The organism is Kribbella kalugense (assembly GCF_004365875.1).
Taxonomy (GTDB): Bacteria; Actinomycetota; Actinomycetes; order Propionibacteriales; family Kribbellaceae; genus Kribbella; species Kribbella kalugense.
The window spans coordinates 424,218-449,923 of sequence record NZ_SODF01000001.1; the positions used below are offsets into that span (position 1 = coordinate 424,218).

The window sequence follows — 25,706 nt, forward strand, 5'->3', positions numbered from 1 at the left end:
GCGATCCTGTGCGGCATGGGTTCGGGGTTGGGGATTTGCGAGCGGTTCTACAACGAGGTCGTCCGGCCGCAGGTGGACGTGCCCCACAGTGCGGCGTTGTTGGGGCGGGGCTCCGAGGTGCTCGGGTTTGACGACGAGATGTCGACGGATCACAACTGTGAGGCTCGTGCGCTGGTGTTCGTCCCTGACGGGGTCGAACTGCGGCTCGAGGTGCCGGAGACGTTTGAGGGACGGCAGGCGCTGGTTGAGGTGCACAGCCTCCGCGCGTACTTTCTTGAGCATTTGGGCTTCGACATCGACGCCGAACTGGCCCCGGGGGACTGGCTCACGTTTCCCGAGTCCATTCTGCGGCAGTTCACCGCCGGCGGCGTGTTCCACGACGACCTCGGTCTCGAGGCCGTGCGTGATCGGCTCGCGTACTACCCGGACGACGTCTGGCGGTATCTGATGATCACCGCGTGGTGGCGCGTGCATCCGGAGATGAACCTGGTCGGGCGGGCCGGGTACGTCGGGGATGAGCTTGGGTCGGCGTTGATCGGGGCGCGGATGGTCGAGGACCTGATGCGGTTGTGTTTCCTGATCGAGCGGCAGTACGCGCCGTACTCGAAGTGGTTCGGGACCGCCTTCGGCCAGCTGTCCTGCGGTCCGTCGATCGGGCCGTTGTGCCGCGAGGTGCTGCGGGCGGAGAGCTGGCAGGAACGCGAGGAGGCGCTCTCTCACGCGTACCGGGCGGTGGAGGAGTTGCACAACCGGCTCGCGATCACGTCGCCGGTCGACCTCGACGTCGTTCGGCTGGTCGACCGGCCGTTCAAGGTCGTCTGGGGTGACTTCATCGGCGCGCTCACCGCCGACATCCAGGATCCGGAGGTACGACGCCTCTTGGAGCGCTGGCCGGTCGGTGGGATCGAGCAGGTGCGCAACGTGTTGTGGCGGGTGCCGGACCGTCGTCAGTTGGTTGGGTTGCTCGACTCGCGGTAGAGCTTGGTCAGCAAACCGACAGCCGCCTGGGTGGCTGGGTGGGGGTCCTCGCGGTGCCAGATCAGATGTACGTCGACCGGCGGTGCGTCACGCAGCGGGCGGTAGACGACACCGTCGCGGCGGTACTGCGTTGTTGTCGCCTGCGGGGTGATGCCGACGCAGCGGCCCGACGAGATCGCGGCCAGCCAGTCGTCGACGTCCTGGGTGTACTCGATCGCGGGGCGCGCGTCCTCCGGCCAGAGGTCGGCCGTCGTGCTGCCGGTGCGCCGATCGATGATGAGCGTCCGTTGGCGAACCTGATCCAGTGTGATGGCCCGTTTGCGCGTCAGCGGGTCGTCGGCCGGCAAGGCGCAGTACCGCTGCTCCTGGGTGAGCAAGAGGTGGGCGAACCGTCGGAGGTCCAGGTGACTGCGTACGACCGCGAGGTCACACAGGCCCTCAGCGAGGCCGCCGGTCGTTGTGTTGGTGCGGATCAGCTGGAGCTCGATGCCGGGGTGCTCGGCCGCCCACCGGCGTTGGAACTCGCGCGTGTGACTGCCGAACGCCGACCATGCGTGCCCGACGCGAAGCCGGGTGTGACCGCTCGTCGCCTCGCTGACCAGTTCGTCGAGTTCGGCCAGGATGTGTCGTGCTCGGGCTAGTACCCGGACGCCGGCGGCGGTCGGGGTGAGTGAACGGCTGGTCCGGTGCAGCAGGCGGACGCCGAGTTCGCGTTCCAGTGCGAGGAGATTGCGGGAGACCGCGGCCTGGGAGATGCCGAGCTCGATTGCGGCATCGGTGAACGTCCCGGAGTCCACGATCTCCACGAGGCATCGCAGCTGCCGGATATCCATGACTCCAGCGTATAGATCAGCGACGGCCTGCATTTTGCGGTGGGCGTCGCCGGACCGACTCTCGTGACTGTGAGGCGAGAACGGTTGGTCGGTGTGGTGATGATGCTCGGGAGCGGGCTCTCGACGCAGGTTGGTGCGTCCGTGGCGGCGCTCGCGTTCCCGGTGATCGGTCCGGCGGGCGTGGTGGCGATCCGGCAGTGGGTCGCGGCGATCGTGCTGCTCGCGGTCGGCAGGCCGCGGCTCCGGACGATCACGCGCCGGCAATGGCGGCCGGTGGTGGGACTGGCGGCGGTGTTCGCGGTGATGAACCTGTCGTTGTACACGGCAATCGATCGGGTCGGGCTCGGACTTGCGGTGACGCTGGAGTTCCTCGGCCCGCTGGCCGTTGCCCTGCTGGGATCGCGGCGAGTGCTCGATCTGCTGTGCGGGTTGGCGGTGGCGCCGGCGGTGGTGCTGTTGACCCGTCCGCAGGCGACAACGGACTACCTGGGCGTCGGGCTCGGCTTGGTCGCGGCGATGTGCTGGGCGTTCTACATCCTGCTCAACCGGAAGGTCGGTCGAGAGTTGCCGGGCGTCACCGGTTCGGCCGCCGCAGCCGGGCTGTCCGGACTCGCCTACGTGCCGGTGGGAGTAGTCGTTCTGCTGCATCATCCCGCGACGCTCGCCACGGCGTCGTACGCGTTGGTGGCCGGGGTGCTGTCGTCGGCGGTGCCGTTCCTCGTTGATCTGTTGACGTTGCGGCGGGTGCCGGCGCAGTTCTTCGGGGTGTTCATGAGCGTGAACCCGGTACTCGCGGCAGTCGTCGGACTGGTGGTTCTGCAGCAGGACCTGGCGATCGTCGACTGGGTGGCGATCCTGGTGATCGTGTCGGCGAACGCGGTCGCGATCTCCTTCGGCGGCCGGGGCGACGTGGCACAACGCGACGCGGGACATCACAGCCCGGTTCCAGTCGAGCGGTGCGATGTTCTTCACGGCGTGCCGGAGCTTGCGGTGACCCCGGCGTTCGGAAAGGTGTCGGCGGACGGGGAGCCACGGTCTTCCCGCACGACTCAGTAAGGAACACGATGCGGAAGCTGGCAGCCCTCGCGGCGGTTGTGACGATGAGTGTTGGCACCCTGACGGCATGCTCGGGTGGCAACTACTGCGACAACCTCAAGGGCTACGTCGACTCGGCGAAGGATCTCGACATCAAGAACTCCGATGCCGTCGGCAAGATGCTCGACCAGGCCAAGAAGGTGTCGAAGTCGGCGCCGGACGACCTGAAGGACGACTGGAAGGTCGTCATCGACTACGCCGAGAAGGCGCAGGACGCGAAGGGCGACACGAACAAGCTGCTCGAGCTGGCCAAGTCCGACGGCGACAAGATCACCCCCGCCATGCAGGCGATCACCAAGCAGGCCAAGGACAGCTGCAAGATCGACCTCCCGGGCGCCGGCAACTGACGCCCGCGGTGCCGGCAGGGCGGCGTCGCATCGCCGTCCCGCCGGCGCCACGGCGGTAACACCCGAGCGGCAGAGCACGACAGCGGAACGTATTCCTTTCGGATGGTTTGGTGACTCCCGGTAGCGTCAGTGGCACACGACCTCCCGACCCCCGAGGATGAAGCCGTGAAACGTACTCTCGCCATCATCGCCACCGTGACCGCCACCGCCGGTGCGCTGACCGCCTGCACCGACGCGCAGGCGTACTGCGTGGACCTCGGCAAGTACGCCGCCAAGGCCGTCAACGTCGATCCGCAGAAGCCGGTCGACTACGTCAAGATCCTGGACGACGCGAAGAAGCTCCAGGAGTCCGCGCCCAAGGACGTGAAGGACGACTGGGGAGTCGTCGTGACGTTCGCCGAGCAGGCCAAGAAGGCCGGTTCGGACCGGGTCGAGCTGGCCAAGCTGAGCAAGCAGACCGGCACCGTCATGACGGCGTACAAGAACATCAGCAGCCAGGCCAAGGACAGCTGCAAGGTCGACCTGCCGGCATTGAACTGATCACCTGATCGTTCCAATCCACGCGCCGTCCGGCGACTCTGCTCAACCACCACCGGACCTCGGGCTGCACCCGTGTTAGGTTCCCTTGCGAAGCCATACAACGGGACAGGTGAAACGGTGCCACTTCCTTCTTTGACCCCGGAGCAGCGTGCGGCGGCTCTGGACAAGGCCGCGGCTGCGCGGCGTGAACGAGCCGAGATCAAGAACCGGATCCGGCACTCGGGAGCGTCTCCGACGGAGGTGCTCCACGAGGGGCAGACCAACGAGGTCATCGGCAAGATGCGGGTCAGCCAGTTGCTGCAGTGCATCCCAGGCGTCGGCAAGGTCCGTGCCCAGCAGATCATGCAGCGGGCCGGGATCTCGGACACGCGGCGGGTCCGCGGCCTCGGTTCGAACCAGATCGCCGCGCTCGAGCGCGAATTCGCCGGGTGAGCCGAACCGAAACCCTGCCCGGCTCGTTGGACACTGGTGTGACGATGACCACGCACTCGCAGAACGTTTCGAACGAGCCGGGTCCGGGCGATCACGGCCCGGCGCGGCTGACCGTGCTGGCCGGACCGACCGCGGTCGGGAAGGGGACGGTGGCGGCGGAGATCCGCGAGCGGTTCCCGGACATCTGGATCTCGGTCTCGGCGACCACCCGCAAGCCGCGGCCGAACGAGGTGCACGGTGTGCACTACCTGTTCGTCTCCGACGCCGAGTTCGACCGGATGATCGCTGACGGTGAGCTGCTCGAGTGGGCGGTCGTGCACAAGGCGGCCCGCTACGGCACCCCGAAGCAGCCGGTGCTCGACAAACTGGCCGCAGGTCGGCCGGCTCTGCTGGAGATCGACCTGCAGGGCGCCCGTCAGGTCCGCGAGACGATGCCGGAGGCACAGTTCGTGTTCCTGGCCCCGCCGACCTGGGACGAGCTGGTACGCCGGCTGGTCGGCCGCGGCACCGAGACCCAGGAGGAGCGCGAGCGCCGCCTGGAGACCGCCGTACTGGAACTGGCGGCCGAGAAGGAGTTCGACGTGACGATCGTGAACGCGTCGGTTCGGGAAGCCGCTGATCAGTTGGTAAAGTTGATTCGATCACCCTCCATCTCTGGAAAGAGCTGACCTTGTCTGGCAACCAGCCCGTCGCCATCGGCATCACCTCGCCGCCGATCGACGACCTGCTCACCCGCACCGACTCCAAGTACAAGCTCGTGCTCTACTCGGCCAAGCGGGCGCGGCAGATCAACGCCTACTACTCGCAGCTCGGCGAGGGCCTGCTGGAGTACGTCGGACCGCTGGTCGAGACGCACGTCCAGGAGAAGCCGCTGTCGATCGCTATGCGCGAGATCAACGAGGGCGTGCTGACCTGCACCGACATCGACCCCGAGGCCGAGGCGGAAGCCGCCGCTGCCGCGGAGAAGTCCGAGTAGCTGACTCAACCGGGAACGGAGTCGCGTGATGTCCGCAACCGGTGAGATCGAGACCCCTGGGACCTCAGCGGCCCCGGGGGGTTCTGGCACGCCCAAACACCGACCGAACGTCGTGCTCGGAGTCGGCGGCGGTATCGCGGCGTACAAGGTCTGTGACCTGCTGCGACGGCTGACCGAGTCGGGCCACAGCGTGCGGGTGGTGCCGACAGCGGCCGCGCTGGAGTTCGTCGGTGCGGCGACCTGGGCGGCGCTGTCCGGGCAGCCGGTGACCGCCGACCCGTTCGATCACGTCGAAGAAGTCCCGCACGTCCGGATCGGCAAGGCGGCGGAGCTGGTCGTCGTCGCGCCCGCGACTGCGAACCTGATCGCCAAGGCCGCCCACGGGCTGGCCGACGACCTGCTGACGAACACCCTGCTGACCGCGCGCTGCCCGATCCTGTTCGCGGCCGCGATGCACACCGAGATGTGGGAGCACCCGGCCACTCAGGCGAACGTCGCGACGCTGCGTTCCCGCGGGATCACGGTCCTCGAGCCCGCGGTCGGCCGGCTGACCGGCGCCGACACCGGTCGCGGCCGGTTGCCGGAGCCGTCGGAGATCTTCGCAATCAGCCAGTTGATGCTCGCCGACGAAGCGGCCCGCGCGGCCGGTCAATCGGTTGCCGACCTCACCGGCAAGCACGTGCTCGTCAGTGCGGGCGGCACCCGTGAGCACCTCGATCCGGTCCGGTACCTCGGCAACTCGTCATCGGGCAAGCAGGGCTACGCACTGGCCCGGATCGCCGCCGCCCGCGGTGCCAAGGTCACACTGGTCGCGGCCAATTCCGAGCTGCCCGACCCGGCCGGCGTCCAGGTGGTGCCGGTCGTCTCGGCCCGCGACCTGTACGACGAGATCACCGGGCGCGCCGGTGACGCCGACGCGATCGTGATGGCGGCGGCGCCCGCGGACTTCCGGCCGGTCGAATTCGTGGAGCACAAGATCAAGAAGACCGCGGACGGCGCCGTACCGGCGGTCAACCTGGTTCAGAATCCCGACATCCTGCAGACGATCTCGCATGATCGGTCCCGGGCCGGTCAGGTGATCGTCGGCTTCGCCGCGGAGACCGGCGACGCCGAGCACACCGTCCTCGACCTCGGCCGCGCCAAGCTCGAGCGCAAGGGCTGCGACCTCCTCGTCGTCAACGACGTCTCCGGCGGCAAGGTCTTCGGCAGCGACCTCAACGAGGCCGTCATCCTGGACCGCGCCGGCAGCGCGCTCCACGTCCCATCGGGCAGCAAGGACGCGCTGGCCGGCGTCATCTGGAACCTAGTCGCCACTCACTGGCGCTAAGCCAGTCAGCGGCAGCGGCGCGCGCATGCTGAGGCTCACGATGCCGTAGGTGAAGCCGAGGTGTTCGTTCAGGCGGCGCATCGAGTCGTTGCCGCGCTGCGTCCAGGTGTAGATCTCGGTGATTCCGTGCTCGGCGGCCCACGCCATGCTGGTGCGTTTGAGGGTCGACGCGACCGATTTGCCTCGCCACTCCCGGCGTACGGCGGTGTAGGCGACCTCCGCACGTTCCGGGCGATCGGAGTCGAGCATCAATCCAGCCACGCCGATCACCTCGTCACCGGCGACGGCCACGAACATCGCGGCTGGGTCGTTGATCCACTCCTTCTCCCAGTCGTCTTCGGAGACCTTCAGCGCGACCGGGTGATCCATGTCCGGGAGGGTCGGCAGCGCGACCTGGTGATAGGCCGCCGCCCACAGCTCCGGGCGTTCGGCAACCGACACGATCTCGTAATCCGTCGGTGCCGGAGGCCGTGGCTCGTCGCCGATCTGCCGTACTTGTTCGACCTCCCGATTCCTTTCCACGAAGCCGAACCGCTCGGCGAAGAGCCGGGACTCGTCGTCGTCGACGCTGCATCCTGCCATGTCGTAGCCCTGGGCAACGGCATGCTCGGCGAGCACCCGGAGTACCTCGGTCCCGACGCCGCGCCGCCGGAAGTCCGGGTGCACCCGCGGGATCAGGCCCGCCCGCTCGCCGTCGCCCGAGCGATCCGTCAGTCCACTGCCGACGACCTCGCCGTCGAGCTCCGCGAGCACCATCAGCCGGCCGGGGCGGTCGAGGTCGCGGAGTTCGGCGACGGTCGGGCAGCGCTCGTACGGCAGTACGGCGATCCGCACCGCGCGCCAGGCCTCGTAGTCGGCGTCGGTGACAGCCGTCCGGATAGTCGTGGTCATGTCCCTCAGCCTGCCGCAACCCGCGCCGAACCGCCCAACCATTTCCTCGCCCGGCGCGACACCTGGTCAGCCCCGCGCGGCAACCTCGCGGATCAGGGCGTCGGTTTCGGCGTCGGGCATGAGCTCCCGCACCTCTTGCGCGCAGCGGCAGGCGACGGCGATCTTGGCAGCCCACGCCAGCGCCTCCTCGCGGGTGGCCACGTCGATGACCGAGAATCCGCCGATGACCTCCTTGGTCTCCGGGTAAGGCCCGTCGGTGACCAACCCGTCGGTGCCTACGACGCTCGCCCGCTGCCTCTCGAGGCCGCCGCCGTACACCCACACGCCGGCGTAGACGGCCTCCCGGACCACCTCTTTCGAGGCCTTGCCCACGTCGGGCCAGTCCTCGGCGGGGATGTGGTCCATCGAGCCGTCGTTGAACGAGATCAAGTACTCCGGCATCCCATGACTCCTTTGTTCCGGCGGCCGCTCCGACCGCCCCTTGCCTGTGCAACGAACGACTCGTCCCGGATCCGACAGGCCAGAAGAAATTCTCAACGGGCCGATGGACAGAGGCCAGGAGTTGTCCGCTTTGGTACATAGGGTCGTCGGAATGGAGATCATCTGGGAGGCCGTGGTGGCGCGGCGGATGCGGCGTCACGGTCTGACCGAACCGTTCGACGCGCCGGTTGACGCCGTACGGGCGATGTGTGGGACGCACGCGCAGATCGCGGCCGCGGGGGAGGCCTCGGTGGCGCTCCGGGTTGCTGGGGCGACGCGGGCGAGCGTGCAGCAGGACGAGGGGCTGGTGAAGACCTTCGGGCCTCGCGGGACCGTGCACCTGTTGCCGCTCGAGGACCTGCCGATGTGGACCGGCGCGTTGTCGGCGCTGCCGTCCGTCGGCAGTCAGCCGGACCCGATCCGAATGAGCGCGGACGAGATCGACCAGGTGATCGTCGCGATCGGCGAGGCGCTGGCGGAGGACGACCTGACCGTCGACGAGCTGACCGAAGAGGTGGTACGGCGTACCGGCGCGTGGGCCCGGGAACCGACGATCCCGGCCTTCCAGGGCGCGTGGGCCCGGTGGCGGCAAGCGACCTCCCTCGCCGCGCACGCGGGCGTGCTCTGTCACGGACCGATGCGCGGTCGGCTCGTGACGTACGCGAACCCGCATCGCCTCCGCCCGTTCGACCCGATGCTGGCGGACAAGGCGCTGACCGAGCTCCTGCATCGGTACCTGTACTCCTACGGTCCCGCGACGCCGCAGCAGTTCGCCCGCTGGCTGAAGACCACGCCGACCACGGTCAAGCCGTACTTCGACGACCTTCCGCAGGGCGAGCTGGCAGACCAAACCGTTTGGTACGCCCCCGGCGACGGCGACTTCCCCGACGAGCGGGTGGACGGTGTGCGGTTGCTGCCGTACTTCGATGCGTACGGCGTCGGCAGCTTCCCGCGAGAACTGCTCTTCCCTGGCAAGGCGTTCGCCCGGGCGACGGCCCGCGGTCAGGCCGGCAACTACCCGCTGCTCCTCGTCGACGGCATCGTCGCGGGTGTCTGGCATCAGAAGAAGTCCGGCCGGACACTGCACGTCACCGTCGAAGCCCTCACCCCGCTGAACCGTCGCCGCCGCAAGCAACTGGACGCCGAGGTGGACCGTCTGGCTGCGATCCTTGGTGGTGTCCCGTCGCTCACACTCGGCGACGTAGCGGTCGGCCCACACGCGTGAAACCGGAGCCGAAGTCCAAGATGTGGTTGCATATCTCGCATTCTGGATGAATTCGGAGCGTCACCGGGACTCGGGCGGAAACTGCTGGCATACTTCCCAAGATGCATCGCCAACCGCCGGTGCATGGGGGGATCGCGCGGCTGTGACTCGTCGTGGTCGTGCGGCACAAGAGCAATCCGAGGAGAACTTGTGGCGAGGCGCCTTTTCACGTCCGAGTCCGTGACCGAGGGTCACCCGGACAAGATCGCTGACCAGATCAGCGACTCCATCCTCGACGCGTTGCTGGCCGAGGATCCGAAGAGCCGCGTGGCGGTCGAGACCCTGATCACCACGGGTCTGGTCGTCGTCGCGGGCGAGGTCACCACGACGGCGTACGTCGACATTCCGGGGATCGTGCGGTCGCGCATCCTCGAGATCGGCTACGACTCGTCGCTGAAGGGTTTCGATGGTGCGTCCTGTGGGGTGCAGGTCGCCATCGGGAGCCAGTCGCCCGACATCGCGCAGGGTGTCGACACGGCGTACGAGTCGCGCTCGGACGCGTCGGAGGACGCTCTGGACCTGCAGGGGGCAGGCGACCAGGGACTGATGTTCGGTTACGCGTCCAACGAGACGCCGGAGCTGATGCCGCTGCCGATCACGATCGCGCACCGGCTGTCCGAGCGGCTGTCCGAGGTCCGCAAGAACGGCACGCTGGCGTACCTGCGGCCGGACGGCAAGACCCAGGTCACGGTCGAGTACGACGGTGACAAGGCGGTCCGGATCGACACGGTCGTCGTGTCGAGCCAGCACGCCGCCGACATCAGCCTGGACTCGATGCTGACGCCGGACATCAAGAAGCACGTCGTCGACCCGGTGCTCGAGCAGTTCGACATCGACTCGGCCGACTACAAGTTGCTGGTCAACCCGACCGGCCGGTTCGAGATCGGCGGCCCGATGGGTGACGCCGGCCTGACCGGGCGGAAGATCATCATCGACACCTACGGCGGGATGGCGCGGCACGGTGGTGGCGCGTTCTCCGGCAAGGACCCGTCGAAGGTGGACCGGTCGGCCGCGTACGCGATGCGCTGGGTGGCGAAGAACATCGTCGCCGCGGGGCTCGCGGACCGGGTCGAGTGCCAGGTCGCGTACGCGATCGGCAAGGCCGCGCCGGTCGGCTTCTACGTCGACACGTTCGGCACCGAGAAGGTCCCGGTGAGCCAGATCGCCGACGCGGTCCGCGAGGTGTTCGACCTCCGGCCGGCCGCGATCATCCGCGACCTGGACCTGCTCCGGCCGATCTACGCCCAGACCGCCCGGAACGGCCACTTCGGCCGGACCGGTGAGGACTTCACCTGGGAGCGCACCGACCGGGTCGAGGCGCTCAAGGCCGCGGTCAACAAGTAGTAGTTGTCCACAGGGGACGGCAGTGCGTCCGCGCACTGTCGTCCCCGCGGACTAGCATTCCCCGGTGACATCGGACTCGCCGGAGCAACTGACGCTGCTGCGGGACACCGTGCGCAAATCCCGGACCAAAGAGCCGGCCGAGATCACCGAGACGTTGCCGGTGGCCCGGATCGCGGTCGATGTTTCCCTCCCGCACCTGGACCGGCCGTTCGACTACGTCGTACCGGAGGACATGGCCGAGGCGGCTCAGCCGGGTGCTCGGGTGAAGGTACGGTTCGCCGGTAAGGACCTCGACGGGTTCGTGCTGGAGCGGCTCGCGGAGTCGGATCACGACGGCAAGCTGACCCGGATCCGCAAGGTGGTCTCGCCCGAGCAGGTGCTCAAACCGGAGATCGCCGACCTCTGCCGGGCGGTCGCGGACCGGTACGCCGGAGTGCTCGCGGACGTCACCCGCTTGGCGGTGCCGCCGCGGCACGCGAAGGTCGAGGGCGAGTCGCTCCGCTGCGATCAGCCGCCGCGCCCGCCGGTGTCCACGTCCCGCTCGGAGTGGTCGCCGTACCCGGCTGGATTCCTCGACGCGATCTCGCGCGCGGAGTCGCCGCGGGCCGTGTGGACCGCCGTACCAGGGGCTGATTGGGCCGTGGCGTTCGCGCAGGCCGCGGCGGTGTGTGCGGCGTCTGGTCGCGGGGCGTTGTTGCTGGCGCCGGATGCTCGGGATCTGGAGCGGCTGGCGGCGGCGTGTACTGCGGTGCTGGGGGAGTCTGGCTTCGTCACGCTCTCGGCCGATCTCGGCCCGACGGCCCGCTATCGCGCCTTCCTCGCGGCGGTGCGCGGGTGCGCGCGGGTGGTGATCGGGACGCGTGCAGCCGCATTCGCGCCGGTCGCGGAGCTCGGGCTGGTGGCGATGTGGGACGACGGCGACGACTCGTACGCCGAGCCGCGGGCGCCGTACCCGCATGCCCGGGAAGTCCTGCTGCTGCGGGCTTTTCGGCAGCAGTGCGCGGCGCTGCTCGGTGGGTACGCGCGGTCCGCCGAGGCGGCGGCGTTGGTCGAGACCGGGTTCGCCCATGAGCTGATCGCGGACCGGGCGGTGATCCGGGCGGCGGCGCCGTCGGTGCATATCGCGGGGGAGTCGGATATCGAGCTGGCGCGCGATCCGCAGGCGCGGGCGGCGCGGCTGCCGCACCGGGTGTTCGAGATCGCGCGGGACGGGTTGCGGTCGGGGCCGGTGCTGGTCCAGGTTCCGCGGGCCGGTTACCTGCCGAGCCTGGTGTGCCAGACGTGCCGGGCGCCGTCTCGATGCGCGACGTGCGGCGGGACATTGCGGCGTACCGGGGGATCGGGGCCGGCGAGCTGCAGTGTGTGCGGGCGGCCGGCGGCCGATCATCGATGCCCGGAGTGCGGTGACACCCGGATGAGGGCGGCGATCGTCGGTGCGCGTCGTACTGCGGAAGAGCTGGGGCGGGCGTTTCCCGGAGTCGTGGTGCGTACGTCGGGAGGCGACAACATGCTCGACGTCGTACCGGATGCGCCGGCGCTCATCGTCTGCACACCTGGAGCCGAGCCCGTTGCCGAAGGCGGTTACAGCGCGGCTCTCCTGCTCGACACTTGGCTGATGCTCGCCCGCCCCGATCTCCGAGCACCGGAAGAAGCGGTACGCCGGTGGTTCAACGCGGCCGCCCTGGTCCGGCCGGCCCGCGACGGCGGGACCGTGATCCTCGTCGGCGACCCGTCCGCCCTTCCACTGCAGGCGATCGTCCGCTGGAGCCCCGAGGGTTACTCGACCCGCGAGATCGAAGAGCGCCGTACCGCCCGCCTGGCCCCCGCCGCCAAACTCGTCGAACTCACCGGCCCCACCGAATCCGTCGCAGACCTCATCACCCGCCTCCGCGACCTCGTTCCCCCGTCCGCCGGCCTCGAAGTCCTAGGCCCGGTAGACATCGACGACGAAACCGTCCGAGCGGTCGTCCGCACCCCCCGCGCCCACGGCACCACCCTCGTCCGCTCCCTCAAAGAAGCCCAATCAGCCCGAACCACCAAGAAAAACCCCGGCACAGTCCGAATCCAAGTAGACCCACCCAGCTTCGGATAGCAGATGGATGTCGTGGTGTTCCATTCGATGTGGGGGTTGCGGCCGGTGGAGGTGGCCGCGGCGGATCGGCTGCGCTCGCTGGGTTACCAGGTCTCGCTGCCCGACCTGTTCGGCGGTCGGACCGCGCCGGGCGAGCTCGAGGCGGGCTTCGCGTTGATGGCGGAGATTGGCTGGTCGACCATCACGGGACGGGCGTACGACGCGTTGTCCCGGGTGTCCGACGATGCCGCGATGATCGGGTTCTCGATGGGCGTCGGCGTGATCAGTCAGGTCTGGTCCGACCGGCTCGGCGCGGCGGCAGTCGCCTGCCTGCACGCCCCAGCCTCGGTTCCAGCTGGCGTATGGCCTGGTACGCCTGTGCAGCTGCACTATGCCGCAGGCGATCGTTTCGCCCCGCCGGAGCAGGTGGCGGAGTTCCGCCGGAGCGCGGCGGCCGCAGGTGCGGTCGCGCTGGTTCGTGAGTATGAAGAGGCGGGTCATTACTTCACCGATGAATCGCATCCTGACTACGCCCCCGCCGCGGCCGTCGCTGCCTGGACCGACCTTCTGAACATGCTCCAGTCAGTGCGCTGATCAGACGGCGCAGGCGGTCAGGCGGAGGTTGCCAGCGGGGTTGCGGCGGTGAGTAGTTGGTGGCCTAGGGGAGTGCGGTGGTAGAGGACGGCTCGGCCGTCTCGGCGGGAGTCGACTACGCCGGCGTTGCGCAGGATGCCTAGGTGGACGCTGAGGGTTGGGGCGGAGACGCCTAGCTGGTTGGCGAGGTGGGTGGTGGACATCGGGAGGTCCAGGTGGCTGACGATCGCGGCGCGGGTGCGGCCGACCAGGTCCGCGAGGGGTGAGTCCGTGGTGTCCTGGCGGTCCTCCCACAGCCGGCCGAGGCCGCGTGGTGGGTAGGTGACCGTCGGCACGTGCGGCGCACCCGTCACTGCCAGCCCGGCCGGCCACGTGAACACACACGGCACCAGCAGCAAGCCCTGCCCGGCCATTGGTTCGCCGTCGCAGCGGTACGGGCGGTCGATCTCGACGCGATCGCCGCGATAGCTGATCGACGGGTGCAGGTTGCGGAACAGCCGCTCGATCCCACCGCTCGCCAGCTCGTCCAGCCGGAACGCGAGGTCCTCCTGCAGCAGCGACCGCATCCGCCGCCACTCCGGCTCGATCGCCCGGCGCCAGTACGTGTCCAGCGCCGACGTGATCAGGTCGAGCGCCTTCGCCGGATGCGCGATCAGCTCCGGCAGCAGTGGATGTGGAGTGTCGTGGTGCAGCTTGCCGATCTCGTCCGCCACCATCTCGTGCGGCGTGGCGGCGATCGCGGCCAGACCGGACTCGAAACTCGTCGACCGCCGCGGCGGCGCGGGCGTCATGAAGTCAGGGATATAGCCGTACGGCGGAATGAGTGCCCTGAGCAACGTCAGGTCGTCGCCCTCGATCGTCGGCCGGACCTTCTGCAGCCACGGACCGTGCACGCTCTGCGCGGTGTTGTTGCTCAACGCCCGCACACTCGTCATCGTCTCCCACACCGGCGACAGCGCGAACCGGATCCGCCCGACGTCCCCGGCGTTCAGCCTGATCGTGATCACCCGGCCAAGATTAGTCCTCACCCTAATCATCGACAACACCTCGCGCGGCCCCGAGAGTTGATCTCATGAGCGCAGTCGCCATCGAAACCGCCACCCCCACCGCTCTGCCGCGGGCGTTCTGGGCGCTATGGGTGTGCCAGCTGGTCAACCGGCTCGGCAGCTTCGTGCAACCGTTCCTCGTCCTGTACCTGACCCACGACCGGCACCTTTCCGCGGGTACGGCGGGAGCCGTCGCGGCCGCGGTCGGCGCCGGGACCGTGTGTGCACAACTCGTCGGCGGCTGGCTCGCGGACCGGGTCGGCCGACGGCTCACGATGCTGATTTGCTTCTTCGGCACTGCCGCTGCGCTGATCCTCCTCGGTTCCGCGCGCGAGATGGTGATGATCTGGGTGGCGGCCTTCCTGGTCGGCCTGCTCGGTGACTTGTTCCGCCCGGCCGTGCAGGCGACGATCGCCGATCTACTGCAGCCGACCGAACGAGTCCGCGCGTACGGCCTGCTGTTCTGGGCGATCAACCTCGGTTTCTCGGTCTCGACCGTGAGTGCCGGCGTACTGGCGTCGGTCGGGTACGGCCTGCTGTTCTGGCTGAACGCCGGTACGTCGGTGATCGCCGGCGTGGTGATCTGGGCGATGGTCCCGGAGAGCCGCCCGGTCCTCGACGAGAGTGCTCCGCGGCGCCCGCTGCTCGGGGTCGCGCTGCGGGACACCGTGTTCCTGTTGATGATCCTGATCCAGATCGGCTACGCGACGATCTACATGCAGGGCTACTCGACCCTGCCGCTGGCGATGTCGGGGGACGGCCTGTCGTCCCGGACGTACGGCTTGGTGATCGCGCTCAACGGTGTCGTGATCGTGCTGATCCAGCCGTTCCTCGGCAAGTGGATGGTGAAGCTCGACCGGACGAAGCTGCTCGCGACCTCGATGCTGGTGGTCGGGCTCGGCTTCGGGCTGGGCGCGGTCGTGCACAGCTGGTGGGGGTACGGACTGTCGGTCGTGGTGTGGACGATCGGGGAGATCGGGTTCGCCGCGGTGATCGGTGCGGTATTCGCCGACCTCGCGCCGATCGACCTGCGCGGCCGCTACATGGGCCTGTCCGGGATGGCGTTCGGCGTCGGCACGGTGATCGGGCCGCTGGCCGGCACCAACGCGCTCGAGCACTTCGGCCCGACGGCAACCTGGACCGGCTGCGCAGTACTCGGCGTGGTGATCTTCATCGGGCAGTACTCACTGGCTCCGGCACTACACGCCCGCGCCGAGGCGAACGCATGAGGTGAGCGGTCGCGACCGTCACCACGACGACCGCGGCCGCAATCCAGAGCGCGCGTTCCGGCGTCTGAGCGTGATGCAAGAACACCGACCCGAACGCCGCAACGCCGAGCGTCCCGCCGAACTGCTGCACCGCGTTGAGCAACCCGGCAGCAGACCCGGTCTCGTGCGGCTCCACTCGGTGCAACGCCTCCGTGAAGAACGCTGTGGTGAACAGTCCGACCCCGACCCCACCGACGGCCAACGCAGGCAGCAGTGCGTACGGCGCAACCACCAGGCCGACGAGCAGTACGCCGAGGCCGACGTACATCAACCGTGATCCGAATCGGGCGACCAGCCACTGGCCCGCAATCAGCGAGGCGGCTCCGGATGCGGCTGACCACGGCAGCAACGCGAGGCTGGAGCGCATCACGCCGTGGTGCAGCGTGAGTTGCTGATGCAGTACGACGACCAGAGTCACCCCGCTCATCACCGCGAAGAACAACGCCGACGTACCGAGGGCCCACGCGAACCCGCGATGAGCAAACAGACTCAACTCGATCAACCGCCCGTTGGTCCGCCGTCGCTGCAGCAGCACACACAGACCAAGCAGCAGAACCCCTCCGGCCAGCAGCACCCAGTCCCGCGACTGCAGGATCGGGTAGACCACTAGCGCAGTGCCCGCGGTGAGCAAGACCGTCCCGAGCACGTCGATCCTCGGCCGCTGCGGAGCCGCCGACTCGGGCAGCAGGTGGGAGAGGGCGAGTACGGCGATGCCGAGCGGCACGTTGACCAGGAAGACCGCTCTCCAGGAGCTCACCTCGGTGATGAAACCGCCGAGCAGGGGCCCGGAGATCCCGGCCAGACCCATCACCGGGCCGATCGTGCCGAGGGCCTTGGAGAGCGATCGGCCGGTGAAGCCCGACTTGATCAGTCCGATCGTCTGCGGGATCACCAACGCGGCCGTCGCGCCCTGGATCGCCCGAGCTCCGATCAGCAGGCCGGGCTCAGTGGCCAGCGCGCACGTGGCCGAGGTCAGTACGAAACCGGTCACACCGATCCGGAAGATCCGGCGTCGGCCGAAGCGGTCGCCCAGCCGGCCGCCGGTGATCAGCAAGGCCGCGAACGGCAAGGTGTACGCCGCGCTGAACCACTGGATGTCCGCGGTCCGGCCGCCGAGGTCGCCGTGGATCACCGGCGCCGCGACCTGGACGATCGTCGCGTCGAGCAGGTTCATGGCTTCGGCCACGAGTAGGGCGATCAGCCCGATCCATCGCTTGTTGTTCATGCCACCACGATCGGATCGAGCCGCATTCTCATCCATCTGGTGGGCGAGGTTTGCAGGAAACTTCCAAGAGAACGGTCTCTAGGTCATGATCTTCACATGATGGATGCGATCGACCGCGCCCTGATCCACGCGCTGCAGCTCGACGGCCGGGCGCCGTACAGCAGGATCGGGGAAGTGCTCGGCGTCTCGACGCAGACGGTTGCTCGTCGCTTCAACCGGCTCCGGGCTGAGGCCGGTCTGCGGGTGGTCGGTCTGCCGGATCCGCAGGCGGCCGGGCGGTCGCTGTGGCTGGTTCGCCTGACCGCGGCGCCGCAGGTGGCGCAGGATCTTGCCGCAGCGCTGTCTCGCCGTTCCGATACGAGCTGGATCAAGCTCGCGTCGGGCGGGACCGAGATCGAGGCGATCGTCACCAGCACCCCGACCGACGGAAGCGCACTCCTGCTGAACGACATCCCTCGTACGACCGGCATCACCTCTGTCTCTGCGCACTACCTCCTGCACATGTACGTCGGTGGGCCGACAGCCTGGCGTGGTCGCGCGAAGAGTCTGACCCCAGCCCAGGCAGCTGTCTTCAGGGCGACCGCAACTGATCGAGGACCCGTCAAACCACTCGGCGCGAGCGACGGGAAGCTGCTGGCCGCGCTCGCTGAGGACGGGCGAGCAACCCATGCGGAGCTTGCCGGGCGGACGGGCTGGGCTCCGGCGACAGTCGCTCGACGGATGGAGGAGCTGCAGCAGAGTGGAGCGGTGTACTTCGATGTCGACGTCGATCCGGTGGCGCTCGGCTTCACCACCAGCGCGATGCTGTGGCTGTCCGTCCCACCGGCGCATCTGGACGCGGTCGGGCGGGCGCTGGCCGAGCATGACGAACTCGGCTTCGTCGCCGCAACCACCGGCCGGACGAACCTCGTCACGCAGGCACTCTGCGCCAGCCCCGACGCACTGCACACCTACCTGACCCAACGCATCGGCGCCATCGAGCACATCACCGCCATCGAGACCGTCCCCATCCTCCGTACCGTGAAAGCCGCCGCCCCGTTCGCGCCGGGCGCATTAGGGTTGCGGTTATGACTGCAAACTTGACGGGGCGGACGATCGACGCAGTTGTGTTCGACATCGGTGGAGTCCTGCTGGACTGGAGCCCCACCTACCTCTACGCCGAACTGATTCCGGACGAGGAGCAGCGGTCGCACTTCCTGACCAACGTGGTCTCGCCGGCCTGGAACCACAAGCAGGACGAGGGCCGGCCGTGGGCCGAGGCGATCGAGGAGCTGTCGAGTCTGCACCCGGAGCACGCCGAGTGGATCGCGGCGTACGACAGCGGCTGGCTGAAGATGATCAAGGGTGTGTTCGCGGACACGGCCGAGGTGCTGACGGAGGTCCAGGCGCTCGGGCTGCCGACGTACGCATTGACGAACTTCTCCGGTGACAAGTGGGAGGTGGCGAAGGAGGCGTTCCCGATCCTCACCCGGTTCGACGGGGAGATCGTCTCCGGGGTCGAGCAGACGGCGAAGCCGGGCGAGAAGATCTACCGCATCCTGATCGACCGCTTCGGCCTCGACCCGGCGCGGACGTTCTACACCGACGACATGCAGTACAACGTCGACGGCGCCCGCACGGTCGGTCTCGACGCCGAGCTCTTCACCGGCGCGGCCGACCTTCGCACTGAGCTCCGCGCACGCGGTCTGGCCGTCTAGCGGTACTAAAGTGTGACGGTGACGTCTGTGCCGGAAGAGCGCCCGCCCGCGGTCGGGAACGTTGATCGCGATGCCGCTGTCGAGCGTGTTCAGGAGGCCTTCACCGGAGGGTTCCTGACGCACGAGGAGATGGACGATCGCCTCCACCAGGTGCTGTCCGCGAGGACTCGCCAGGACCTCGAAGTCGCTGTCGCCGCGCTACCGGCCGAGGACCCGGGCCGGTCGGTGACCGTCGGCGCCTCCGCCGGCCGGATCGTCCGGCGCGGAGTCTGGCGGGTGCCGCGAACGCTCAAGGTCGAGTCCATGCACGGGCGGGCGCGGCTGGACCTGTCGCAAGCGATCTTCGAGCACGCGGCTGTCGACATCGTCCTCAACGTCGTACACGGCGGTGTCAAGATCAAGCTGCCCCGCGACGCGGTCGTCGAGTTCGACGGAGTGCACACCGAGTGGAAGGACACCCGCTACCGGCCGGCGCGGAACTCTACCGGCCAAGGTCCACGGATCCGAATCACCGGCGTCATGGGCTTCGGCCGGCTGAAGATCCGGCACGCGAAGCGCTAGACCGCGGCTGAGATCGTTTCTGTGTACGTCGGGGTGCTCGCGAGGTAGGCCGCTTCGACGTACACCGTGTTGTCCTGGCACGTCATCGGAGTCAGGGCGACTCCGGGCTTGGCGGCGTACATCCGTTGTGGGGTGGGGATTCCCGGACGCCAGCGGATGATCTGGTAGGTCTCCTCGCCAGTAGCGCTGACGGTGCGGGTCTCCCAGAGGATCCAGTTGCCGCAGGCAAGAATGGTGTCGGTGACGACCGGGCCGAGCGGACGGGCGGGGGAGTCGCCGGACTCGCGGACGTACGCCTTGCTCTGGTACTGGTCGGGATCGGACGCGCCGACTTCGGACCACACTGTTGCGCCACGCAACGAGGCGCCGCTCCACTGGATGCAATTGGTTGCTGCTGGCACCGGAGTCGCCGCACCACCGGACAGGGGAGCGGCGAGGACGCGCTTGCACCGGCGTGCGGTCTCGGGCGCGACGATCTCGCTGAACGTGACGGTGTCGGCCGACACGACCGGGTCGGCGATGTAGCCGGGGGCGGCGACGCAGGTGACGGGCCGGAACTTGAGGGTCGCCAGGTCGGCCACGATCAGGCAGGAGCGGTTCTTCGCGTCGGTGGAGCTGTAGGCGAAGGTTCCGTCGTACGCGCCGATCTCGGGCTCGGAGACCGACGGGAGTGAAGTGAGGGCCGCGGCCTTGCCGGTGGTCAGGTCGTAGCGGAGCACCTTGATCTGTGGGTCCGGGCCGTCGGAGCGGATGTCCTCGATCAGGGCCCAGTGGTCGTCGATGACGACGGGGGACTGGGCGACGAACCCGGCTGCGGGGACGTGCCGGATCGCGACCTTCTTGCTGGTGCGGTCGGTGATCGTCGTCGTACCGGCCTCGTCGCTACCGCGGGTCACGACGTACTTGCGTTGCTGGGTGACGAGATGTTGGCCGTCGACCGGTTGCCGCAGCACGTTCGCCCAGACCGGGATCGCCGTACCGTCGTCCGTCGGCCGGCCCGGGGAAGTTGGGCTGACCGACGGCTTCGGTGTTGGCGTGGGGCTCGGGGTCGGGCCGGCGTCCTTCGAGGTGGACGAGCAGCCGGCCAGGAGCAGGACGAGAAGGGTGCCTGCGGCAACCGTACGACGACGCATTTACAACCCGATGTTCTGGAAGGAGTTGGCCAGGGTCGCGTTGAACAGAGCGCTGGCCGGGATGTTCCGCGGACCGTCGGTGACGTTGCCGCGGCTGTTGAACCGGCGCTCGTTGAACACCTCGAAGATCGCGATCGTCCCGTTCGCCTTGTCGTAGCCGCGGCCGACCTGGTAGTGGCCGCTGTGGTTGAAGGCGAGGTACGGGAAGTACCGCTTGAGCAGCTGCACGTGCTCGATCACCGGGGCCTTGTAGACGCCGAGGTGCTTCTGGTGGACGGTGAAGAACGTCTGCGCGTTCCAGTCCGAGACGTTCTGTACGACGTACGTGCCGGCGGACTTCGGCCAGGCGGTCTTCACGTTGGTCTGCTTCACCATCGCCGAGATCGCCGTACCGCCGGTCGTCGAGCCGAGGTCCTTCGCCCACGACGCCTGGGTGTCCTTCTGGTTGTCGTCGGCCCAGTCGATCGACTGGAACGTCGCCGGACCACACCAGTACCCCTTCTCCTGCGAGGTCTGGAACCCCTTCATGATGTACGCCGAAGCCGGCGTCTTCACCGGCGCCGCCGGAGTAGCCGGCACCGGCACGGAGGGCCCAACGGTCGGCACAGTCCGAGTTGGCATCACAGTCGGCGTCGCCGTCGCGGTAGGTGTCGGCGCAGCGCTCGCCGCAGGCGCGCTGCCAGGCTCTGCCGGGTTCACCGGAGGTGTGTTGGCTGCAACTAGCTCGCGCAACTCCCGAGCTTTCTCGCGGCCGTTCCAGGCGGCCTGCATCTCGTCGAGTTCGGCGTTGACGCGGGTGCTCTTCGGCATCGCGGCGCGCTGGGCGACGAACGCGGCCGGCGTCAGATCACCGGTCGGAATGTCCTGCTCGACCCCGACGTCGCCCGCCGCACGCTGGCTCGGCGGGCTCACCAGCTCCTGCAGCTGAGCCCCCGTCGGAACCCGGTCGACGAACCCGAGCCCGAGGCAGTAGTTCTCCGTGTCGAGCTTGAAGCACCTGAGCATGGACTCGGCCTGCTCGGATTGGTCCGCGGACCGCACCTGCAGGTCACCAGGCGACGTATCAGTCACCTGCTTCACCACCTCACTCCACGACCGCGCCGTCGGCTCAGCAACCGGCGTACTCGCGCTCGGCGTGCTCGTCGGCGTCGGCGTCGCAGAGGGCTCCGCAGTAGGAGCTGACGTGGGTGCAACGGTCGGTGTCGTGGAAGCGGTCGTGCTGGGCGGCCCGGAGTACTCGGGCTCGCGTGGTTGGTAGGCCTGGGCAGTGAGGGGTGCCTGCGCAAGCAGTGCACCCAGGAGGATCAGAGTTGCCCCCCGTGCTGCAGTGAGCATTGGGTCTCCCGAGCGGCGTGTGACGGCAGTGACTGAGGGTACGCCTGAGACCACAGTACGTGCTTGGGGCAACAATGTGGAGGGGCCTCCCGCCGGAATCCTGCCGACGAGCCAACTAGACTTGCGCGGTCGGTGCCCGTGAAACGCTGTGGAGTGTCTGTGTCGGTCCAACCCATCCGCCTGTTCGGCGACCCCGTGCTGATCACGAAGGCCGAGCTGGTCGTCGACTTCGACGCCGAGCTCCGCCGCCTGGTCGCCGACCTCACCGACACCATGCAGGACGCGCCCGGATCCGGCCTGGCCGCGCCGCAGATCGGGGTCGGCCTGCGCGTGTTCACGTACCACGTCGAGGGCGAGCTCGGGCACCTGATCAACCCCGAACTGTCGCTGTCGGTCGACGAGCAGCTCGGTCCCGAGGGCTGCCTCTCGATCCCCGGCCTGACGTTCGACTGCCGCCGGGCCCAGTCCGTGATCGCCAAGGGCTTCAACATGTACGGCGACCCGGTGGTGATCGAGGGCTCGGACCTGCTCGCCCGCTGCATCCAGCACGAGACCGACCACCTCGACGGCGTCCTGTTCGTCGACCGGCTCGACCGCGAGACCCGCAAAGAGGCGATGAAGGCGATCCGCGAGGCCGAATGGTCCGGTCTGACCGGCTCACCACAGATCAAGGTCTCGCCCCACCCCACGAACGGATTCGGTCTGTGAGAGTCGTCTTCGCCGGTACGCCGGAACCCGCAGTCACCGCGCTCGAGGCGATCGTTGCCAGCCGCCACGAACTCGTCGGCGTCGTCACCCGGCCGGACGCGCCGGCCGGACGCGGCCGCAAGCTGGTCGCCTCGCCGGTCGCGCAGTACGCCGAGGAGCTCGGCGGGATCGAGATCCTGAAGCCGGTGAAGCCGAGCGATCCCGAGTTCCTGGCCCGGATGCGGGAGATCGCGCCGGACTGCTGCCCGGTCGTCGCGTACGGCGGGTTGCTGCCGCAGGCCGCGCTCGACATCCCGCAGTACGGCTGGATCAACCTGCACTTCTCGGTGCTGCCCGCGTGGCGTGGGGCCGCTCCGGTGCAGCACTCGATCATCGCGGGCGACGACGTCACCGGCGCGAGCACGTTCCGGATCGTGAAGGCGCTCGACGCCGGCCCGGTGTTCGGCATACTGACCGAGCCGATCGGGCCGACCGACACGGCGGGCGACCTGCTGCACCGGCTGGCGGTGTCGGGTTCGAAGCTTCTCGTCGACACGTTGGACGGGGTCGAGGCCGGCGTACTGGAAGCGCGGGAGCAGCCGGACGACGGCGTGTCGCTGGCGCCGAAGCTCACCGTCGAGGACGCCGAGCTGGATCTGACCGCGCCTGCGCAGCGGGTGGATCGGCTGGTTCGTGGCTGCAACCCGGCGCCGGGGGCGTGGACCACGTTCCGTGGCGAGCGGTTGAAGGTGCTTGCCGTCCGGCTGACCGACGAGGACCTGAAGCCAGGCGAGCTGCAGGCAACGAAGTCGAGCGTCAAGGTCGGGACCGGCAGCAAGGCGCTCGAGTTGGTCACAGTGCAGCCGCAAGGCAAGAAGCCGATGGCTGCGGCCGACTGGGCCCGCGGTATCCGCCTCATCGACGAGGACCGGCTGGGACCGTCGAGTGAGCGAGCGTAGCGAGTGAACCAAAAGCACAGCAGTGTTGTCGCTCACGCCGGAACCGAGCGTAGCGAGGTGGAGGCGTGAGTGACCGGTCGCCGCGTAATCGCGCGCCGCAGCTCAAGGCGGACCCAGTCCGGCGGGTTGCATACAAGGTCATCCGTCAGGTCACAGCCGAGGGCGGGTACGCGAACCTCGTGCTCAACAAGGCACTCCGCGACGCCCGCCTGTCTGGTCGCGACGCCGCCTTCTGCACCGAACTCGTCCACGGCACACTCCGCTGGCAAGGCACGTACGACGCGTTCCTCGCGCGCAGCGTCTCCCGTCCGCTCGCTGATCTCGACCCGGAGCTGCTCGACCTGCTCCGGCTCGGCGCGCATCAGCTGCTCAACATGCGAGTCGACTCGTACGCTGCCGTGAACGAGATGGTCACCCTGACCCGATCCGAACTCGGTCAGAAACGCACCGGCCTGGTCAACGCCGTACTCCGGAAGATCAGCCAACGCACATTGGATCAATGGATCTCCACGGTGGCGCCCACACCGGAGGAAGACCTGCTTGGCTTCCTGGCGGTCGCGGACGCGCATCCACGCTGGGTCATCGATGCTTTCGACCGCGCTCTCACCGATGGACCTGGTGCTGCCCCGCCGGGTGAGGCAGTGCGCGAGCTCGAGCGGTTGCTTGCCGCTGACAACGATCCTCCCCGGGTGACGCTTGCCGCCCGGCCCGGTCTGGCTGACTTGGACGAGTTGGTCGCGGCCGGTGCGACGCCTGCTCGATGGTCGCCGTACGGCGCTGTGCTCGAGGGCGGCGGCGATCCCGGACGGATCGAGGCGGTTGCCACCGGGCGAGCCGGCGTACAGGACGAGGGGTCGCAGCTCGTCGCGATCGCGCTCGCGTCCGCGAAGGTGGACGGAGACGACACGCAGTGGCTCGATCTGTGTGCCGGGCCAGGCGGGAAGTCGGCGCTGCTTGCGGCGCTCGTTCAGCAGCGTGACGGACAGCTGACCGCTGTCGAGCCGCTCAAGCATCGGGCGGAGCTGGTGCGCTCCAACCTGCGGGCGATCCCCGGCGACCACAAGGTGCTGGTGGGGGACGGGACCAAGCCGACCTGGCCGGCCGGTTCGTTCGACCGGGTGCTGGCCGACGTGCCCTGCAGCGGACTCGGTGCGCTCCGGCGCCGTCCGGAAGCCCGCTGGCGTCGTACGCCGGAAGACGTCGTGGAACTGCGGCCGCTCCAAGAGGCCCTGCTCGACTCCGCGATCACGTCGGTCCGGCCGGGCGGAGTGGTCGCGTACGTCACGTGCTCGCCCCATCCCGACGAGACCCGCGCCGTGGTCGACGCCGTCCTGAGCCGCCGCGACGACGCGTCGCTCGAGGACGCGCGGCCGCTGTTCCCCGACGTACCGGATCTGGGCGAGGGTCCTGATGTCCAGCTGTGGCCGCATGTGCACGGCACCGACGCGATGTATCTGGCGCTGGTACGACGGTCATAATCCGGACCTGCTGTCAGGTGCTATGGGTCGAACGGTCATGATGGTGAGGTGACAACGACCGCCATCCGTCCCGCCGCCTCGACCCGACAGCATCACGTCGTCGGTCTCGTATCGGCCTTCGGGATCGGCATGCTGGTCGCGGTCCAGTCGCGGCTGAACGGCGAGCTCGGCGGCATCCTGGGTGATGGCATCCCGGCCGCGCTGATCTCATTCGGCACCGGACTGCTGATCCTGCTGGTCGCGACGGCATTGGTACCGCCGGTCCGGCGCGCGCTCGGCAGGGTCTGGCGCACCATCAGGACGCCGATGCGTGGGTACGGCGGTCTGCGCTGGTGGCAGTGTCTCGGCGGACTCGCGGGCGCCTTCCTCGTCGCAACTCAGTCGATCACGGTCTCGGTGATCGGCGTCGCGGTGTTCCTGGTCGCAGGTGTGGCCGGGCAGGCGATCAGCAGCCTGGTGGTGGACCGGCTCGGGTTCGGTCCGGCCGGCCCGCAGCCGCTCACCGCGATACGCGTCGTCGGTGCACTGATCGCGCTGGGCGCGGTCGCGTTGGCGGTGTCGGGGCAGTTGAGTCACCCGAACGGTCTGCTGCTGGCGGTCCTGCCCGCGATCGGTGGTGTCGGCACCGCGGTGCAGCAGGCCATCAACGGGCGGGTCGCACGGACCGCGTCCCCCGACGCGTACGGCGCGGTCGCGGCCGGGGTGGTCAACTTCCTGGTCGGATTCGCCGCGCTGCTCGTCGTCTTCCTGATCGATCTCGCGTTTCGCGGCGCGCCCCGGCATCTGCCGAGCGAGCCTTGGCTGTACTTCGGTGGCGCGTGCGGCGTGATCTTCATCAGCGCCGCGGCCGCCGTGGTCCGAGTGGTCGGCGTCTTCGTGCTCGGCCTCGGTACGATCGCCGGCCAACTGATCGCGAGCCTGTTCATCGACATCTTCCTGCCGGTCGCAGACAAGCCAATCACCACGCCGGTCGTCGCCGGCACCCTCCTCGCCCTCGTCGCCGTGGCGGTCGCCGCCGTCCCCAACCTCCGTCGCAGCTGATCCGATGGCTGGGCGGACCTCCGCCACTCATCAACCGCGCGCCGTCGACGCGGCTCACGCTCAGCAAGCGGCGGATGCCGCCCATCGGCGGGGGTTGGTGAGTG

27 protein-coding genes are annotated in these 25,706 nt (G+C 68.6%); 20 read left to right on the top strand and 7 right to left on the bottom strand.

Going from position 1 to position 25,706, the window contains the following annotated elements:
* Positions 1-15: 15 nt before the first annotated feature.
* Positions 16-978, top strand: coding sequence for a DUF4037 domain-containing protein (locus EV650_RS02070; protein ID WP_134114752.1), 963 nt, complete (start codon positions 16-18; stop codon positions 976-978).
* Here the strand turns inward: EV650_RS02070 and EV650_RS02075 are convergent.
* Positions 948-1,811, bottom strand: coding sequence for a LysR family transcriptional regulator (locus EV650_RS02075; RefSeq protein WP_134114754.1), 864 nt, complete (start codon positions 1,809-1,811; stop codon positions 948-950). The genes EV650_RS02070 and EV650_RS02075 overlap by 31 nt on opposite strands.
* Positions 1,812-1,880: 69 nt before the next feature.
* On the opposite strand from EV650_RS02075, the gene EV650_RS02080 reads away from it, so the two are divergent.
* From EV650_RS02080 to coaBC, 7 genes are all read left to right on the top strand, one after another.
* A complete protein-coding gene (locus EV650_RS02080) occupies positions 1,881-2,867 on the top strand; it encodes an EamA family transporter (protein ID WP_238173973.1) in 987 nt (328 codons plus the stop codon).
* A gap of 8 nt (positions 2,868-2,875) precedes the next feature.
* Entirely contained in the window at positions 2,876-3,253 is a 378-nt protein-coding gene (locus tag EV650_RS02085) for a hypothetical protein (RefSeq protein WP_238173974.1), read from the top strand.
* Positions 3,254-3,418: 165 nt separating this feature from the next.
* Positions 3,419-3,793 (top strand): hypothetical protein, encoded by a 375-nt coding sequence (locus EV650_RS02090; protein WP_134114756.1) that lies wholly within the window; start codon positions 3,419-3,421, stop codon positions 3,791-3,793.
* Between the two features lie 117 nt (positions 3,794-3,910).
* Positions 3,911-4,225, top strand: a complete 315-nt coding sequence (gene mihF / locus EV650_RS02095) for an integration host factor, actinobacterial type (RefSeq protein ID WP_134114758.1) — start codon at positions 3,911-3,913, stop codon at positions 4,223-4,225.
* A gap of 44 nt (positions 4,226-4,269) precedes the next feature.
* On the top strand, positions 4,270-4,893 hold the full coding sequence (gmk, locus tag EV650_RS02100) for a guanylate kinase (protein ID WP_134119836.1): 624 nt from the start codon (positions 4,270-4,272) through the stop codon (positions 4,891-4,893).
* Positions 4,894-4,895: 2 nt separating this feature from the next.
* Positions 4,896-5,201, top strand: coding sequence for a DNA-directed RNA polymerase subunit omega (gene rpoZ / locus EV650_RS02105; RefSeq protein WP_112238107.1), 306 nt, complete (start codon positions 4,896-4,898; stop codon positions 5,199-5,201).
* Between the two features lie 28 nt (positions 5,202-5,229).
* On the top strand, positions 5,230-6,528 hold the full coding sequence (gene coaBC, locus EV650_RS02110; RefSeq protein WP_238173975.1) for a bifunctional phosphopantothenoylcysteine decarboxylase/phosphopantothenate--cysteine ligase CoaBC: 1,299 nt from the start codon (positions 5,230-5,232) through the stop codon (positions 6,526-6,528).
* Here coaBC and EV650_RS02115 read toward each other — a convergent pair.
* Together EV650_RS02115 and EV650_RS02120 are read right to left on the bottom strand one after the other, a co-directional pair.
* The gene (locus EV650_RS02115) at positions 6,505-7,419 is read right to left on the bottom strand and encodes a GNAT family N-acetyltransferase (protein WP_134114760.1); all 915 of its coding nucleotides are present in this window, start codon (positions 7,417-7,419) and stop codon (positions 6,505-6,507) included. The genes coaBC and EV650_RS02115 overlap by 24 nt on opposite strands.
* Positions 7,420-7,485: 66 nt before the next feature.
* A complete protein-coding gene (locus tag EV650_RS02120) occupies positions 7,486-7,860 on the bottom strand; it encodes a YciI family protein (protein ID WP_134114762.1) in 375 nt (124 codons plus the stop codon).
* A 151-nt stretch (positions 7,861-8,011) separates the two neighbouring features.
* Between EV650_RS02120 and EV650_RS02125 the strand changes: the two genes are divergently transcribed.
* From EV650_RS02125 to EV650_RS02140, 4 genes are all read left to right on the top strand, one after another.
* On the top strand, positions 8,012-9,124 hold the full coding sequence (locus EV650_RS02125; protein ID WP_238173976.1) for a winged helix DNA-binding domain-containing protein: 1,113 nt from the start codon (positions 8,012-8,014) through the stop codon (positions 9,122-9,124).
* A gap of 189 nt (positions 9,125-9,313) precedes the next feature.
* Complete coding sequence (gene metK / locus EV650_RS02130; protein WP_134114767.1) at positions 9,314-10,507, top strand: methionine adenosyltransferase; 1,194 nt, start codon at positions 9,314-9,316, stop codon at positions 10,505-10,507.
* Between the two features lie 64 nt (positions 10,508-10,571).
* Entirely contained in the window at positions 10,572-12,599 is a 2,028-nt protein-coding gene (locus EV650_RS02135; RefSeq protein ID WP_134114769.1) for a primosomal protein N', read from the top strand.
* A 3-nt stretch (positions 12,600-12,602) separates the two neighbouring features.
* Positions 12,603-13,172 carry a dienelactone hydrolase family protein gene (locus tag EV650_RS02140; protein WP_134114771.1) on the top strand — a complete coding sequence of 190 codons (570 nt, stop codon included), beginning with the start codon at positions 12,603-12,605 and terminating at the stop codon, positions 13,170-13,172.
* 17 nt (positions 13,173-13,189) lie between these two features.
* On the opposite strand, the gene EV650_RS02145 is transcribed toward EV650_RS02140, so the two are convergent.
* Positions 13,190-14,179: an ArsR/SmtB family transcription factor gene (locus EV650_RS02145; protein ID WP_134114773.1), complete on the bottom strand. Its 990-nt coding sequence runs from the start codon at positions 14,177-14,179 to the stop codon at positions 13,190-13,192.
* Between the two features lie 65 nt (positions 14,180-14,244).
* On the opposite strand from EV650_RS02145, the gene EV650_RS02150 reads away from it, so the two are divergent.
* Complete coding sequence (locus EV650_RS02150) at positions 14,245-15,447, top strand: MDR family MFS transporter (protein ID WP_134114775.1); 1,203 nt, start codon at positions 14,245-14,247, stop codon at positions 15,445-15,447.
* Here EV650_RS02150 and EV650_RS02155 read toward each other — a convergent pair.
* A complete protein-coding gene (locus EV650_RS02155; RefSeq protein ID WP_134114777.1) occupies positions 15,389-16,711 on the bottom strand; it encodes an MFS transporter in 1,323 nt (440 codons plus the stop codon). The two genes, EV650_RS02150 and EV650_RS02155, sit on opposite strands and share 59 nt — an antisense overlap.
* A gap of 96 nt (positions 16,712-16,807) precedes the next feature.
* Between EV650_RS02155 and EV650_RS02160 the strand changes: the two genes are divergently transcribed.
* Genes EV650_RS02160 through EV650_RS02170 form a run of 3 tightly spaced genes read left to right on the top strand, consistent with a single transcriptional unit; the run spans position 16,808 to position 18,969 of the window.
* Positions 16,808-17,782, top strand: a complete 975-nt coding sequence (locus tag EV650_RS02160) for an Lrp/AsnC family transcriptional regulator (RefSeq protein WP_134114779.1) — start codon at positions 16,808-16,810, stop codon at positions 17,780-17,782.
* A complete protein-coding gene (locus EV650_RS02165) occupies positions 17,779-18,408 on the top strand; it encodes an HAD family hydrolase (protein ID WP_238173977.1) in 630 nt (209 codons plus the stop codon). Before EV650_RS02160 ends, EV650_RS02165 begins: the two co-directional genes overlap by 4 nt.
* An 18-nt stretch (positions 18,409-18,426) precedes the next feature.
* On the top strand, positions 18,427-18,969 hold the full coding sequence (locus tag EV650_RS02170) for a DUF1707 SHOCT-like domain-containing protein (protein WP_134114782.1): 543 nt from the start codon (positions 18,427-18,429) through the stop codon (positions 18,967-18,969).
* On the opposite strand, the gene EV650_RS02175 is transcribed toward EV650_RS02170, so the two are convergent.
* Together EV650_RS02175 and EV650_RS02180 are read right to left on the bottom strand one after the other, a co-directional pair.
* The gene (locus EV650_RS02175) at positions 18,966-20,102 is read right to left on the bottom strand and encodes a hypothetical protein (protein WP_238173978.1); all 1,137 of its coding nucleotides are present in this window, start codon (positions 20,100-20,102) and stop codon (positions 18,966-18,968) included. The genes EV650_RS02170 and EV650_RS02175 overlap by 4 nt on opposite strands.
* Positions 20,103-21,437, bottom strand: coding sequence for a C39 family peptidase (locus EV650_RS02180; protein WP_134114784.1), 1,335 nt, complete (start codon positions 21,435-21,437; stop codon positions 20,103-20,105).
* Between the two features lie 159 nt (positions 21,438-21,596).
* Here EV650_RS02180 and def point away from each other — a divergent pair, with 159 nt between their 5' ends.
* The 4 genes from def to EV650_RS02200 all read left to right on the top strand — a co-directional run bounded on the left by def (position 21,597) and on the right by EV650_RS02200 (position 25,602).
* Positions 21,597-22,145 (top strand): peptide deformylase, encoded by a 549-nt coding sequence (gene def, locus EV650_RS02185; protein WP_134114786.1) that lies wholly within the window; start codon positions 21,597-21,599, stop codon positions 22,143-22,145.
* Positions 22,142-23,083 carry a methionyl-tRNA formyltransferase gene (fmt, locus tag EV650_RS02190; protein ID WP_134114788.1) on the top strand — a complete coding sequence of 314 codons (942 nt, stop codon included), beginning with the start codon at positions 22,142-22,144 and terminating at the stop codon, positions 23,081-23,083. The genes def and fmt overlap by 4 nt, the downstream gene beginning before the upstream one ends.
* A gap of 65 nt (positions 23,084-23,148) precedes the next feature.
* Positions 23,149-24,561: an RsmB/NOP family class I SAM-dependent RNA methyltransferase gene (locus EV650_RS02195; RefSeq protein WP_134114790.1), complete on the top strand. Its 1,413-nt coding sequence runs from the start codon at positions 23,149-23,151 to the stop codon at positions 24,559-24,561.
* Positions 24,562-24,609: 48 nt separating this feature from the next.
* Positions 24,610-25,602, top strand: a complete 993-nt coding sequence (locus EV650_RS02200; RefSeq protein ID WP_134114792.1) for a DMT family transporter — start codon at positions 24,610-24,612, stop codon at positions 25,600-25,602.
* Positions 25,603-25,706: the final 104 nt, after the last annotated feature.